We start from the raw sequence: 13,754 nt of genomic DNA, 5'->3' as shown, positions 1-13,754 counted from the left end.
TAAGCATGTGCGGGAAAGGATGCCGGTGGGCCGTTGTTTACCACCGATAAACTTTGAGGGGTGCCTTTACTTCCTCAGCGGGTGTCTGTTTTCTAAAGTATCAAAACCTCCACGAGTATATGATAAAGCTTGCAAACTTTACCTTTTACCAGCGTAAAAGGAAACCAAAATCATGGCTGATTATGAAATTAACCAGTTTATTAATGCTGATTGCCGTCACTCAGTTACATGCGGAAACATGGGCGCAAAAGGTCACCATTTATGGCAAAAATTTGTCGCTTGTTGAAATTTTTCAAATGGTAAAAAAACAGACGGACTACCAGTTTTTTTATCAGGACGAGTTGTTGTCCGACGCGAAAGTAATCCGGGAGATCAATGTGAAAAATGCGCCGCTGAAAGACTTCCTGGATATCTGTTTTAAAGGCCAGCCTTTAACGTATGAGATTATTGAAAAAGCGATTACCATCAAGCGATTGGGAGCTGTTCAGGGGCGGATGGAAATACACGGTCGCGTTACCGACTCAACGGGTGGCGCGTTGCCGGGTGTGTCTATACATATCAAAGGCACCATCAAAGGCGTTATCACCAATGGCGATGGAGCATATAAAATCAATGCCAACCCCGGAGATGTATTGATATTCTCCTTCATTGGTTATGATCAGAAAGAAATAGTGGTGCAGAATGCCAGCACCATCAACGTAGCCCTGGCGCCATCCACCGGTACACTTAGAGAAGTGGTGGTGAATGTGGGATATGGTAGCACGAAGAAAATACACCTTACCGGTGCTGTAGCTTCGGTAGGTGCGGAGAAACTGGCCAGCAGGCCACTGGTGAACCTGGCAGATGGACTACAGGGGCTGGTGCCCGGCCTCAACGTTAGCATGGGCAACGGACAGCCGGGGCAGGGTGCTTCTTTTAATATCCGCGGATTACCTACGATAAATAATCCAGGCCAGGGAAACCCGCTGATACTGGTAGATGGGGTAGAACGTGATCCAAATCTGATAAACCCATCGGACGTAGAGAGTGTTACTGTATTGAAAGATGCGGCCTCCGCTACAATCTATGGTGGCCGTGCTGCTTACGGGGTTATATTAATCACCACAAAAAAAGGAAAAACCGGAGAGCCCACGCTGAATTATTCAGGATCTTACTCTTTCGCCAGGCCGGCCAATCTTCCTAAGTATGTTGACTCCAAAGGATTTCTGACACTTTTTAATCAAGCCCAGTATACCGGTAGCATCACAGGAGGAAATACCTCCACCAGCCCGTTTACAGCAAAAGACTCAGCGATGATCATGGCCTACTATAACGATCCTGCTCATAATCCTGATATGTACCCGGATCCGGGCAATCCTAAACTGTATCGTTATGTTGGCAACAATAACTGGGTGAAGACTTTGTATCCCGGATGGGCGCCGATGCAGCAGCATAATTTATCGCTTTCAGGTGGTACGGAAAAACTGACCTATATGGCAAGTATGGGATACTTTTCACAGGATGGATTACAGAAATCAGCAAACCAGGTTTATCGCCGGTATACTCCCAACCTGAAACTGACCTCTAAGATTACCGACTGGCTGTCGCTGGATCTTAATATGAGCATGACACGCACCACGAACAACAAGCCTGCGCTGTCGCTCATTGGTCAGGGTGGTTCGTGGATACCTGGTGACCTGCGACCGGTGATGCCGGTAAAGCACCCCGACGGGAATTTTTCCGGCCAGGGCAGCTTTACCAACCCAATGGCAATGAACGCCCTGTCTGGCAGGGATGTGGATAATGTAAACGATTACTGGGCCACTGCCAGGGCAACGCTTCAACCGGTGAAGCATCTTACTATCATTACCGACTATACGTGGAACAGTAATACAGACTATGACAAGGCCAATCTGATGCCTTACAATGAATATGGCGTAAACGGGGTCTTCCTTGATGTTTTCCCCTGGACTAAAACCCCGCGTGTAATTGAAACACGGTGGAATAATACCTATTATGCCTTCAATAGCTATGCTACCTATGAAAATACTTTTGGCAGGGATCATTCAGTAAAAGCGATGGTGGGCTATAACCAGGAGTACAAGCACTTTATCAATGTACAGCCAACGGCAATCAATATTATTGTACCCACTATACCAGCTATAGGTCTGAATAATGATCCTAAGCCTTCCATTAGCAGCCTCGATATAGAATATGCCCTGATTGGTACTTTTTTCCGGGCAAACTATGCTTATAAAGATAAATACCTGATTGAAGTGAACGGCAGATATGATGGTACATCCCGGTTTCAGCAGGGGCACCGTTACGTATTTTCCCCTTCAATATCTGCTGGTTGGGACATCTCCCGCGAAGCATTTATGCAGGATGTAAAGCTGATCAGCCAGTTGAAGCTGCGTGCTTCATATGGAAATCTGCCTAATCAGCGCGCATCCACCAGTGCTATCTCTATTGGCAACTTCTATCCTACATTACCTACGATGGGAAATAGTACCACAGGGTACCTTTTTAACAATCAGCCCGGAATAGTAGTAACTCCTTCCGGATTGGTTCGTAGTGATCTGACCTGGGAAAAGATAGCCACATCGAACTTCGGCCTGGATTATTCGCTGTTGAACGACAGATTGAGTGGCAGCTTCGATTATTTTATCACCAATACTTCCGGATTGATCACCGGGGGGCAACAGCTGCCTGCCGTACTCGGAACGGGTGCTCCCAAGCAGAACACAGCGTCGCTTCGTACAAACGGCTGGGAGTTCAACATCGGCTGGAAGGATAAAATAATAAATGATAAACTCCGCTACGCTATTAGCGTTAACCTGTCCGACGCCGTAACTACGGTTACTAAATACAATCAGAATCCTACCCACAGTATTGATGACCTGAATCCAGGTAGGAAAATGGGCGAGATATGGGGCTATATCACGGATGGATTTTATCAGACAGATGCAGAGGCACAGGCCGTGGATAACAGCAGACTGGCGGGGTATAAGTGGCTGGCCGGTGATATAAAGTATAAAGATCTGAATGGCGATAAGAAAATTACTGATGGGAAAAGAACACTGGCGGATCATGGCGACTTATCCGTAATCGGCAATAGCCAGCCGCGTTACAGGTTTGGTATCAATTTAAACCTGGAATATAAAGGATTCGACTTTACCATGTTTGTGCAGGGCCTGCTGAAACAGGATTTCAGTCCAACCGGCAGTAATGTTTTTAACGCCTTCGCTGGTGGTGAATGGAGTATACCCTACGCATATGCGATGGATTACTGGACCCCTGATCATCCCAATGCTTATTTCCCCAGAGTCAGGTTTGGTGGAGGCGGTAACCAGCAAACACAAACCAAATATCTGCAGAGTGTTGCCTACGCAAGATTCAAACAAATAACCCTGGGTTACACTTTCCCTAATTCCGTGTTTGGAAATTCGAAGATCAGAAATGTAAGGGTATATGTAACCGGAGAGAACCTCTTTAAAATTACTTCTTTATTCGGCGGCTTTGACCCGGACCTGATTTCCGGTTATACCAGTTATCCGCTTAATAAAACGTTGTCTGCCGGGGTTCAGATTGGTTTATAAAATTCTTCAAACGTACTATTATGAAAAAGCTGATAGATATTTTTTTTGTGGCAGTGGTAATTTTCTCCATAAGCTCGTGCCGGAAGGATGCATTTCTCGACAGGCAGCCGCTGAGCGCCATTACGCCGCAAACTTTTTTTAATACTGAAAGTGACCTGCAGGTCTATTGCAATCAATATTATAGCTGGCTGCCAACACAATTCCTTGTAAATGCAGACGGGCAGTCGGATGATAAAGTGCCCAAATCGCAGAATACATTGCTGGCGGGAACATATACCATTCCGCAAAGCGATGGTAACTGGAACACACCTTATGCCAATATCAGGGCCTGCAACTTTTTTATGATGAGCTATCAGAAAGCAAATATTCCTGATTCTATAAAAAATATTTATGTAGGGGAAACGCTCTTCTTCAGGGCCATGCAATATTTCAATCTTGTTAAACAATATGGCGATGTACCCTATATCACCAGGTATCTTACAGATACCAGTATCTCTGTATTATATGGTCCTAAAACAACTCATGCAGGGGTGATGGACGCTGTACTGGCCGACTTGAATACTGCCGTAAGTTACCTGCCGGTAGCTCCCTCACAGGATGGAAGGCTTGGCAAATATCAGGCGCTTGCATTTAAAGCAAGGGTATGTTTATGGGAAGGTACTTACCGGAAGTATTTCAGCGCCGGCGATGGTACCGCTTATCTGCAGGCAGCTGCTGATGCGGCTGAACAGATCATTAATTCGAAGAGCTATAGCATCTTTTCAACAGGCAAGCCACAGTCGGACTACTACAATCTCTTTATCCAGGACGAGCTGAAAGGCAACCCGGAAGCGATTATGGCCATGCGTTACATGGCTTCCGCCAATACTTATAACAATGTGGATCGCCAGCTGGGTGAATCCGGCGACGGTTATAGCAAAGATTTTGTACGTACTTACCTGTGTACCGATGGCCTGCCAACCTCGCTCAGCGCGTTGTATAAAGGAGATGATTCATTAGGGATGGAAATCATCAACAGAGATCCCAGGATTAAGCAAACCATCGCCACAAGGGGATTTGATTTCCTGAATGGTGATCTGATCACCTTACCAAGAGTAGGCACCAACGTTACTTCTACCGGGTATCAATGTATCAAGGGCCGTTCTTCCAGCATTACCGCCTGGAACGCGAACAACTCCACCTACGACTTCTTCATATTCCGGTATGCAGAAACACTGCTCATAGATGCAGAGGCCAGAGCCGAGCTGGGCACCTGTACGCAGGATGTGCTGGATAACACCATCAATAAGCTCAGAGACAGGGTAGGAATGCCGCATATGCAACTGACCAGCCTGCAACGGGATCCGCAATCACATTTCCCGAATGTACCTGTGTTAATAGATGAAATAAGAAGAGAACGCAGGGTGGAGCTGGCTACAGAAGGATTCCGTTTCGACGATCTGCACAGATGGCATGCAGGCACCCTGATCAATAACAGCGAAACTATCCTGGGAATGAAATTGCTGCCGGCCATGAGAGCGCAATACACTTATGATGTAAGCAACGTGGTAGTGAATAATAACTACTATGTACAACCGTATGCGATCACAACGCGTACCTGGAATGATAAGATGTATCTGCTGCCTATTCCGTTGCAGGAGCTTAATTTGAATCCGAATCTGGCGCCGCAGAATTTTGGTTGGTGATTATGGTAATTAACATGTAGTCATTAAAAAAGCCCGGCGATTACCGCCGGGCTTTTTATTAAAAGTATGGATCAATTCGTTTTATTCAGCTTCCTGATCAAATCCGTTTCATCTTTACGGTAAGGCGTAAAGTCCTTCCTGTAAATATCATGAAACCATTCATCCGGCTGGCTGCCATCAGGAATAACATGGTTCCACTCATAAATCGTATTCGTTTTCCCTTCTACAAAGCCCCAGTTAATGGCGCCCACATTTTCTTTTTTCAGCATAGGCATGGTATTGGAAAAACGGCTGTTGCGGGTGCGGGCCATATACTCGGTACAGATCACCGGCCGGCCAAAGGCTTTCAGGGTCTGCACCAGCGCTTCGTGCTTACCCGGATCTTCGTAACAGTGATACGTGATAATATCGGAATGCGTAATCTGGAAGGTACTCAGTTGGTCGAGGTCTAATTTCCACACGCCGGAAGTGACCGGCTGATCCGGGTTTACAACTCTTGCCCACGAGAAGATGGCTTCGAGCAGCGGCAACGTGTTGTTTAACTTACCGCTATTGGCGGGCTCATTGTAAAGGTCCCAGCCCAATATGCGTTTATCGTGAGCAAATGTTTTGAGGATATCTTTTACATATTTTTCCAATTCCGGAAAATTGGATTTATCCATGTAAGCCGGATCACCCGGATCCTGTACCCAGCCTGAGTTGTGGACACCTGTTTTAGGCGCCGGCTGCGTACCTGGCTTAGGATCTTTGTTCCAGCAGTCGTCAAAAAAAACAAACAGTGGTTGTATACCATGTTTTGCAGAGATAGATAGAAAGCGGTCGACCCTGTCTTTAAATCCCTTCGGATCCTGTTTCCAGGCAACACTGTGCAGGAACACCCGCATGGTGTTAAAGCCAATATCTTCCGCCAGCGCAAGTTCCTTATCGATCAAATCAGGGCTGAAAGTCGGCGCCTGCCACATCTCCAGTTGATTAATAGCATTGGAGGGAATATAATTAGCACCGCTCAGCCATTTATGACCGGCATACCATTCATTGGCTTTTTCAGCTGACCATTTATTTTGTGAATAGGTAGAAATAAAGAAGAAAAGAAAGACGGGTAGCAATCGCAATCTGCGCGAAATAGTGAATCTGTTTTTTTTCATAGCATGAAATTGGCTGTTGGGGCAAATATCCGGAACAGTGATTTAAAAAAAGTACTGATTCGTATCGATCTTTCCTTTATTTGTCTCAATTAGGTTTTATATAACGAAAATTTATTTATTAATATTTTTCATTTTATGTTTGCTTTCTTTTTTATAAGGGCTGCCGGCCTTTCATAAAAAAGTTGCTGATTGTTTATTATTTATTTTGCTACTTTTAGCTGCGCGATAGTCTGGATTACATACTTATATTAGTCTCTTTACACTATGCAAAGTAACAGGGAGTTGGCATTATTGGTAGCCCAGGATGACCGGCAGGCATACAACCAGCTGTATAGTAATTTCTATAAGCCTGTTTATGCGGTGATGTTACAGTATACAAAGAATGCCGAAGATGCGGAAGATATTCTGCAGCTTACGTTTCTCCGGCTTTGGGAAAAACGGCAGGAGTTACCTGCAGTAAAATCGCTTGAAGACTGGATCTTTATTATTGCCCGAAACGAATTCCTGAATAAATTCCGGAAGAGAAGATCGGAAAGTACTTACCGGCAATATCTGTTACAGGTATTTTCGGAAGAATATCAATCGCCGGAGGAATTGCTGATCACCCGTCAGCGGGAAGAGTTATTGGAAAAGGCTATTGCTTCCCTTCCGGAACGCCAGCGCGAAGCCTTTCTGCTATGCCGCCAGAAAGGATTTACTTACGAGAAAGCAGCTGTAGTAATGAACGTTTCCCGGGAAACGGTAAAGGAACATATGTCCCGGGGCTTAAAGAGCCTCAAAAGCTTTCTGTTGGCCAATTTAGAGAGTATCAGGATGTTCATTTAAATAGTCCCCCAAAAAAATTATTGCCGTTGTCCCCCTTTTTATGCAGATGGCCGTCTTCATATTATAGCACATTTAATTAGCAGCTAAAACCAGACAGCGTTCCATGACAGCAGCAGATTTTATAAAGTTGATAGAAGGGTTTAAAAACCAGTCACTTTCTGCCCGGGAATTAGAAGAATTTCTGGATGCTTCGAAAGATCCGGTTTTTGAACGGCTGCTGGCATCTTCTCTGCAGGACGACCTGAAAAGCGCATGGGCTGCACATCAGCAGGAGAAAGCAATACCACCTGCTGAAACAACGGTAGTGCATATACGCAGATCGTGGCGGGGTGCTGCAGCAGCTGTTGCCATACTGCTGGCCGGAGCATTTTACTTCATTTACCGCCATCAACATTCTGTCAAAGAACCTTTGCTGGCTCATCAGACAGCAGGATCCGGCAGAAGCAATGGTAAAAATGTTATACTGACTATAGGCAACCGCCCACCGATCGTGTTGGATAGCGCCGGCAATGGCCTGGTTACCACGTTGGGAAATACGGTCATTAATAATACAAAAGGACAGCTCGTGTATGAATCGAACGGGGAAAGCATGCCGGTCGATAACCGGGTAGAAACGCCCGCCGGAACCCAGTACAGCGTGGTGCTGCCAGATGGTACCAAAGCCTGGCTGAATGCGGGTTCTTCGCTGACTTTCCCTTCCTCCTTTACGGGCAAAGAGCGCATTGTTTCCATGACAGGCGAAGTATATTTTGAAGTAGCACAAAATGCAGCGATGCCTTTTGGCGTGAATGTCGATAATACCACTCAAATAAAAGTACTGGGCACAAGCTTCAATATAAACGCTTACCGTGAGGAAGGAAATGTCAGCACTACCTTGCTGGAAGGAGCGGTACAGGTCAATAATGGCACAAACTCGCAGCAACTGGCCCCGGGACAGCAGGCGCGTGTCGGCAACGATGGTAAAATAGCGCTGATCCGGCATGTCAATACCGAACAGGTGTTGGGCTGGAAAAACGGATACTTTATCTTTTCCGGTGTTAATATAGAGCACGTCATGAATCAGTTTCACAGATGGTACAATGTGGAAGTGGAGTACAAGGGAAATAAACCAACTGACCTGTTTACGGGAAGCATACCGCTGTCGTCTTCTCTGGAACAGGCATTACAAATCCTGGAGTATAGCAGGGTACATTATCAACTAAGCGGAAATAAGATTGTCATATTACCAACCAACGAAAGGAAGAGTACTACAGAAGAAGCAGGTAAATAATCCTGATATTGTAGCAACCCAAAGATGAGCAAAATATTTTCTGATTACAACGGTAATCCGGAACAGGATGAGTATGCCCTGTGCCTGTGGATAGTTTCCGGGAATACCGATCAGGTGTAGTTATATCAACCAGTAAAACAAATATCATACGGATACAGAAGCGCGCGCGGCTTCTGCAGTTATCCCTATGCTTAATGATCAGTTCACATTATTATTCTCTAAAACAATTGAAACGTTATGAATTTTAGCCCGACTTCAGGATCGTCTTGTTGCACTGGTCGCTGTAGCCTTCTACCCGGTGGGAAGTCGTTCATGCTGCTGTTATTCATTAGCCTGATGATGAGCGTTCAGGCCATAGCGCAGGGAATCACGCTGGATGTAAAACGGCAGCCATTGCCGGTTATACTGGATGCTATCAGTAAGCAAACCGGACTTCGCGTTTTCTACAATGAAAGTATGCTGAAAGATGCTAAGCCGTTGAGCTTATCTGTAAAGAATGCTCCCCTGGAAACGGTATTGGATCGCTGTTTAAAGGATCTGCCTTTAACTTATAAGGTGGTGGATAAAGTGATTGTATTAAAAGACAAAGACGCGCAGGCACAACAAACGGCCCCGGAACAGCAGGTAACTGATGTCAGAGGCCGGGTGCTGATAGAGCGTAACCAACCAGCCATCGGCGCCACCATTACCCTGAAAAATCAAACAGGTCAGGGTAAGGGCGCCGTGGCAAATGTAAACGGTGAATTCAGGATCAGGGCTGCTGCCGGTGATGTATTGATCGTTTCTTTCATGGGCTATGAAACCCGTGAGGTAACGGTAGACTCATCTGCCGCACTCACGATTGTGTTGCAGCCTTCCAGTAAAGTACTGAACCAGGTAGTGGTAACGGCATTGGGTATACGCCAGGAGAACAGGGCGCTCTCCTATAATGTGCAGGAAATTAAAGGAGAGGAAGTTACCAGGGTGCCTAATGCAAGTTTTGTGAATAGCCTGGCAGGAAAGGTTGCCGGTGTCACCATCAACGGGAGCGCGTCGGGGATAGGCGGTTCTACGAGGGTGGTGATGCGTGGCGACAAATCACTCCGGGCAGATGGTAACAACAACGCATTGTACGTACTGGATGGTATTCCTTTACCCAATCTGTTCTCTTCCAATAGTGTAAGATCAAATGGTATTTATGGTGGGAAAGATGGTGGGGATGGTATTTCCTCCATCAACCCGGAAGATATTGCAAGTCTTTCCGTACTAACCGGTGCTGCTTCTTCCGCATTATACGGGGGCATGGCAGCCAACGGCGCCGTACTCATCACCACAAAAAATGGCGCCGCCGGGAAACCACGGGTCAGCTATGCAAACAACACTACTTTTTTCCGACCTTTTGTGTTGCCTGAATTCCAGCAAAATTACGGTGCTTCATCACCCGGAACTTTCGATAGCTGGGGCGATAAGCTGGAAAAGCCTTCCACATTTTCGCCGAAAGATTTCTTTCAGACGGGCAATAACGAAACCAACAGCATCAGCGTATCGTCTGGCGGAGAAAAGAATATCACCTACTTTTCCGCGTCCGCATCCAATGCTAATGGAATTGTCCCCAACAATACGTTCGACAGATACAATCTTACTTTCCGCAACACCTCATACTACCTCGATAACAAACTGAGCCTGGACCTAACGGGAATGTACATACGCACTAAGAATCAGAATATGATTTCTCAGGGGCAGTATTTCAATCCCCTGGTGCCATTGTATCTTTTTCCCCGTGGCGAGGATATGGAAAAATACAAACTGTATGAGCGTTACGATGTAGTGCGTGGTTTCAAAACCCAGTGGTGGCCGTATGGCTCTATGGGCCTCGCGATGCAGAATCCATACTGGACAGTGAACCGTGATTTCAACCGGATGGATAAGGAACGCTACATACTCGGTGCTGCATTAAAGTATAAGGTGTTGGATTGGCTGGATGTAATGGGAAGAGTCAGAACTGATAACAACAATGCGGCCAACCAGGTTACGAACTATGCTTCCACCTTACCATTGCTGGCTTCCAATTCTGACAATGGTTCCTATCTTGACCTCACTACCCGCACCCGGCAAACCTACGCAGATGTGCTGGTGTCTGCGAACAAAACATTCCATTCCTGGGGCCTGATGGCCAATGCCGGCGCCAGTTTGCTCGATAGCCGCATGTCTGTTTCCGGTAATGCGGATGTTGCCAGCAACGGAGCACCGCTGTCGAAAGTGCCGAATCTTTTTACGTCGAGTAACGTCATACCACAGCCTCTTCCGGGAAGTCAGCCGGTGATCAGCCAGATACAATCTGTATACGCCACTGCGCAGCTTAATTATAAAAAGATGCTCTTCCTCGATCTGACAGGCAGAAACGAATGGCCTTCCCAGCTGGCTTACAGCAGTAGTACATCGTTGTTCTATCCCTCCGTTGGATTGTCGGCCGTACTCTCAGATATGTTCAATGTATCACCTGCCGTACTTTCCTATCTGAAGGTAAGAGGATCCTATAGCGAAGTGGGCAATCCTCCGTTGCCATACGATGCACATCCGGGATATACTACCACCGTGGCCGGCCCGGGCCTGAACCGCGACCTTCCCTTCAACCTTGTTCCGGAAAGAACGAAATCCACCGAAGCCGGTATCAACGCCAGTTTCTGGCACGATAAGATCAATCTTACTGTCACTGGTTATAATGCCAATACGTACAATCAGATATTCGTATTCCTGGCGCCGGATGGCAGTGGTTATGCCAATTTCAAAGTAAACGCAGGAAGAGTGAGAAACAGGGGGATCGAGGCATCACTCGGATACAACGGTAATATCGGTCCGGTGAAATGGAATGCAAACGCCACCTTTACCATGAACCGCAATAAGATCATGGAACTGGCTGAAAATGCCGTTAATCCTTTCAATAATCAGAGACTTAAACGGGATACCTTCTATATGGCCGGCATAGGTTCCGCCTCTTCTGCTGCCGTGAAAAACGGATCTATCGGGGATATTTTTGTGAACAGTCTTGTAAGGGATCCGGAAGGATATATCTACCAGGACCCGTCTACCCACGGTTACCGGGTAGATAACACCAATCTTATTTACGCCGGCAATCCCAATCCCCGCTATAACATTGGGTTCAGAAATGGGTTCTCCTATAAGCAATTCAATTTCAGTTTCCTGGTGGATGCAAGAATAGGGGGAGAAGTAGTGTCTGCTACACAGGCGCTGATGGATGGTTTCGGTACCTCCAAAGCCAGCGGGAATGCACGCGACAAGGGAGGCGTCCTCATCAACGGTTATCCTTCCGACGCCAAAACTTATTATCAGGCCGTTGGTTTAGGCACCGGCGTATTGTCGCAATACGTTTACAGCGCCACCAATGTACGGTTGAGAGAAGCTGCCCTGAGTTACACCATCCCGGCCAGGGTATTCGCAGACAAGCTTCGGGATGTTACGGTATCGGTCATAGGGAACAATCTGTTTATGTTCTATAACAAGGCACCTTTCGATCCTGAAAGTACGGCATCTACGGGCACCTATTTCCAGGGAATAGATTATTTCATGATGCCCAGCCTCAGAAGCTTTGGCTTTAGTGTGAAAGTGAATTTATAGTCTACCCATAAACAAGCAACTATGAAGAATATATTTTATCTGCTACTGATATTATTGCTGGGAGCTGGCTGTACAAAGAAATACAAGGATTTTAATACAGACCCCAACAACGCCACTGATGAAGATCTGAAGCACGACAACCTGGGACTGGGATCGTTTCTGCTACAGATGCAAACAAAGATGATTCCCTCGCAGACGGATGGTAATAATGGGGATGTAAATAGCTATCAGCTGATATACAGTCTCATGGGAGATATCTATTCGGGCCAGCAGGGAGCCTCGAATGCTTTTAGCAGCAATGGTATCAATAATACCACTTACGCCATGATACCAGGCTGGTATGGAGCGGCATTTCCATATGCCTATCAGAACGAGATGGGTCCCTGGTACCAGGTAAAAACGCGCGCCGCAACATTGAAAGCATCCACTACCTACGCAATAGCGCAGATACTGAAAGTAATGGCCATGCATCGTATTACGGATACTTATGGGCCGCTACCTTATCTCAATTTTACACCCGGCAGTTCATCCACCCCCTACAATTCGCAACAGGAAATCTATCAGTCGTTCTTCAGGGAACTGGACAGCGCCATCAGCGTATTGACCACGTTTGTCGGCGCTTCCCCTGATGCGCGGCCACTGGCTAAGTATGATCTCATCTACAAAGGTGATTTCAATAAGTGGCTGAAGTTTGCGAATACGCTTAAACTGCGTTTAGCCCTTCACGTAGTTTACGCTGATCCTGCGCTGGCTAAAAAGGCTGCAGAAGAAGCAGTGGCAGCCGGAGTAATGACATCCAACGATGATAACGCATTGCTGGTAGTAGACGGCGTATCTTCTGTAAATCCACTTTACATGATCTGCTATTCGTATGGGGATACCCGTATGGGGGCCAATATGGAATCTTTCCTGAAAGGATATAAAGATCCACGTATCAGCCTGTTGTTTAACAAGGGCACCGGAGCTCTGGCAGACGATTACCATGGGATTCGGCCTGGCAGTATGTTTTCAGGACATAGCTACGATGTGTTTTCTACACTCAACGTTACAGCCGGTACGCCTATTCAATGGTTGGTGGCAGCAGAAGCCTGGTTCCTGCGGGCAGAGGGCGCTGTATGGGGGTGGAATATGAATGGCACAGCGAAGGATTTGTATGAAACCGGGATCAAAACTGCTTTTGCTCAGCCAATTGGCGGTACGCAGAAAGCGGCTGGCGATGCTACGGCTTATCTGAATGATGGTACAAACACGCCCGCGCAATTTGTAGATCCGATAACAGGAAGTAACAGTGTGAAGAACGGTGATAAGATGCTAAGTACGATTACTATAAAATGGAATGACAGCGATAATAATGAACTTAAACAAGAGAGAATCATTACACAGAAATGGCTCGCGATATATCCCGATGGAATGGAAGCATGGACGGAGTTCCGGAGAACAGGTTATCCTAAAATATTTCAAATACCACGGAGTTATGGGATGCCGACCGCTCAGCTGAAGAAAGGTACTATCCGGCGAAGCCCTTTCCCGCAAAACGAATACCTGAACAATAGCGCTAATGTACAGAAAGGAGTATCACTGCTGGGAGGGCCTGATAACATCGCAACTACGCTTTGGTGGGATAAAAAATAAATCT

Annotated in this window: 7 protein-coding genes; 6 read left to right on the top strand and 1 reads right to left on the bottom strand. The window is 46.4% G+C overall.

All coding sequences use genetic code 11. The features are described from left to right. The first annotated feature begins 182 nt into the window (after positions 1–182). Positions 183–3,578, top strand: coding sequence for a TonB-dependent receptor (locus UNH61_RS18910; protein ID WP_326993550.1), 3,396 nt, complete (start codon positions 183–185; stop codon positions 3,576–3,578). A 20-nt stretch (positions 3,579–3,598) separates the two neighbouring features. Further along, positions 3,599–5,263, top strand: a complete 1,665-nt coding sequence (locus UNH61_RS18905; protein ID WP_326993549.1) for a RagB/SusD family nutrient uptake outer membrane protein — start codon at positions 3,599–3,601, stop codon at positions 5,261–5,263. Between the two features lie 71 nt (positions 5,264–5,334). On the opposite strand, the gene UNH61_RS18900 is transcribed toward UNH61_RS18905, so the two are convergent. Continuing rightward, a complete protein-coding gene (locus UNH61_RS18900) occupies positions 5,335–6,408 on the bottom strand; it encodes a 1,4-beta-xylanase (RefSeq protein ID WP_326993548.1) in 1,074 nt (357 codons plus the stop codon). A gap of 264 nt (positions 6,409–6,672) precedes the next feature. Between UNH61_RS18900 and UNH61_RS18895 the strand changes: the two genes are divergently transcribed. The 4 genes from UNH61_RS18895 (at position 6,673) to UNH61_RS18880 (ending at position 13,750) form a co-directional block, all read left to right on the top strand. Beyond that, a complete protein-coding gene (locus UNH61_RS18895; protein ID WP_326993547.1) occupies positions 6,673–7,233 on the top strand; it encodes an RNA polymerase sigma-70 factor in 561 nt (186 codons plus the stop codon). A gap of 103 nt (positions 7,234–7,336) precedes the next feature. Then, positions 7,337–8,503 carry a FecR domain-containing protein gene (locus UNH61_RS18890; protein WP_326993546.1) on the top strand — a complete coding sequence of 389 codons (1,167 nt, stop codon included), beginning with the start codon at positions 7,337–7,339 and terminating at the stop codon, positions 8,501–8,503. A gap of 237 nt (positions 8,504–8,740) precedes the next feature. Next, complete coding sequence (locus tag UNH61_RS18885) at positions 8,741–12,118, top strand: SusC/RagA family TonB-linked outer membrane protein (protein WP_326993545.1); 3,378 nt, start codon at positions 8,741–8,743, stop codon at positions 12,116–12,118. Between the two features lie 21 nt (positions 12,119–12,139). Beyond that, the gene (locus UNH61_RS18880) at positions 12,140–13,750 is read left to right on the top strand and encodes a SusD/RagB family nutrient-binding outer membrane lipoprotein (protein WP_326993544.1); all 1,611 of its coding nucleotides are present in this window, start codon (positions 12,140–12,142) and stop codon (positions 13,748–13,750) included. Positions 13,751–13,754 lie beyond the last annotated feature (4 nt).

Source organism: Chitinophaga sp. 180180018-3 (assembly GCF_037893185.1).
Taxonomy (GTDB): Bacteria; Bacteroidota; Bacteroidia; order Chitinophagales; family Chitinophagaceae; genus Chitinophaga.
The sequence above is the reverse complement of the archived record's forward strand: the minus strand, read 5'-3'. Positions and strand labels throughout refer to the sequence as shown.

Bases quoted from the DNA above. Each gene is read 5' to 3' on its own strand.
- UNH61_RS18900 (WP_326993548.1), bottom strand. From the start codon at position 6,408: ATGAAAAAAAACAGATTCACTATTTCGCGCAGATTGCGATTGCTACCC.
- UNH61_RS18910 (WP_326993550.1), top strand. From the start codon at position 183: ATGAAATTAACCAGTTTATTAATGCTGATTGCCGTCACTCAGTTACAT.
- UNH61_RS18890 (WP_326993546.1), top strand. From the start codon at position 7,337: ATGACAGCAGCAGATTTTATAAAGTTGATAGAAGGGTTTAAAAACCAG.
- UNH61_RS18885 (WP_326993545.1), top strand. From the start codon at position 8,741: ATGAATTTTAGCCCGACTTCAGGATCGTCTTGTTGCACTGGTCGCTGT.
- UNH61_RS18895 (WP_326993547.1), top strand. From the start codon at position 6,673: ATGCAAAGTAACAGGGAGTTGGCATTATTGGTAGCCCAGGATGACCGG.
- UNH61_RS18880 (WP_326993544.1), top strand. From the start codon at position 12,140: ATGAAGAATATATTTTATCTGCTACTGATATTATTGCTGGGAGCTGGC.
- UNH61_RS18905 (WP_326993549.1), top strand. From the start codon at position 3,599: ATGAAAAAGCTGATAGATATTTTTTTTGTGGCAGTGGTAATTTTCTCC.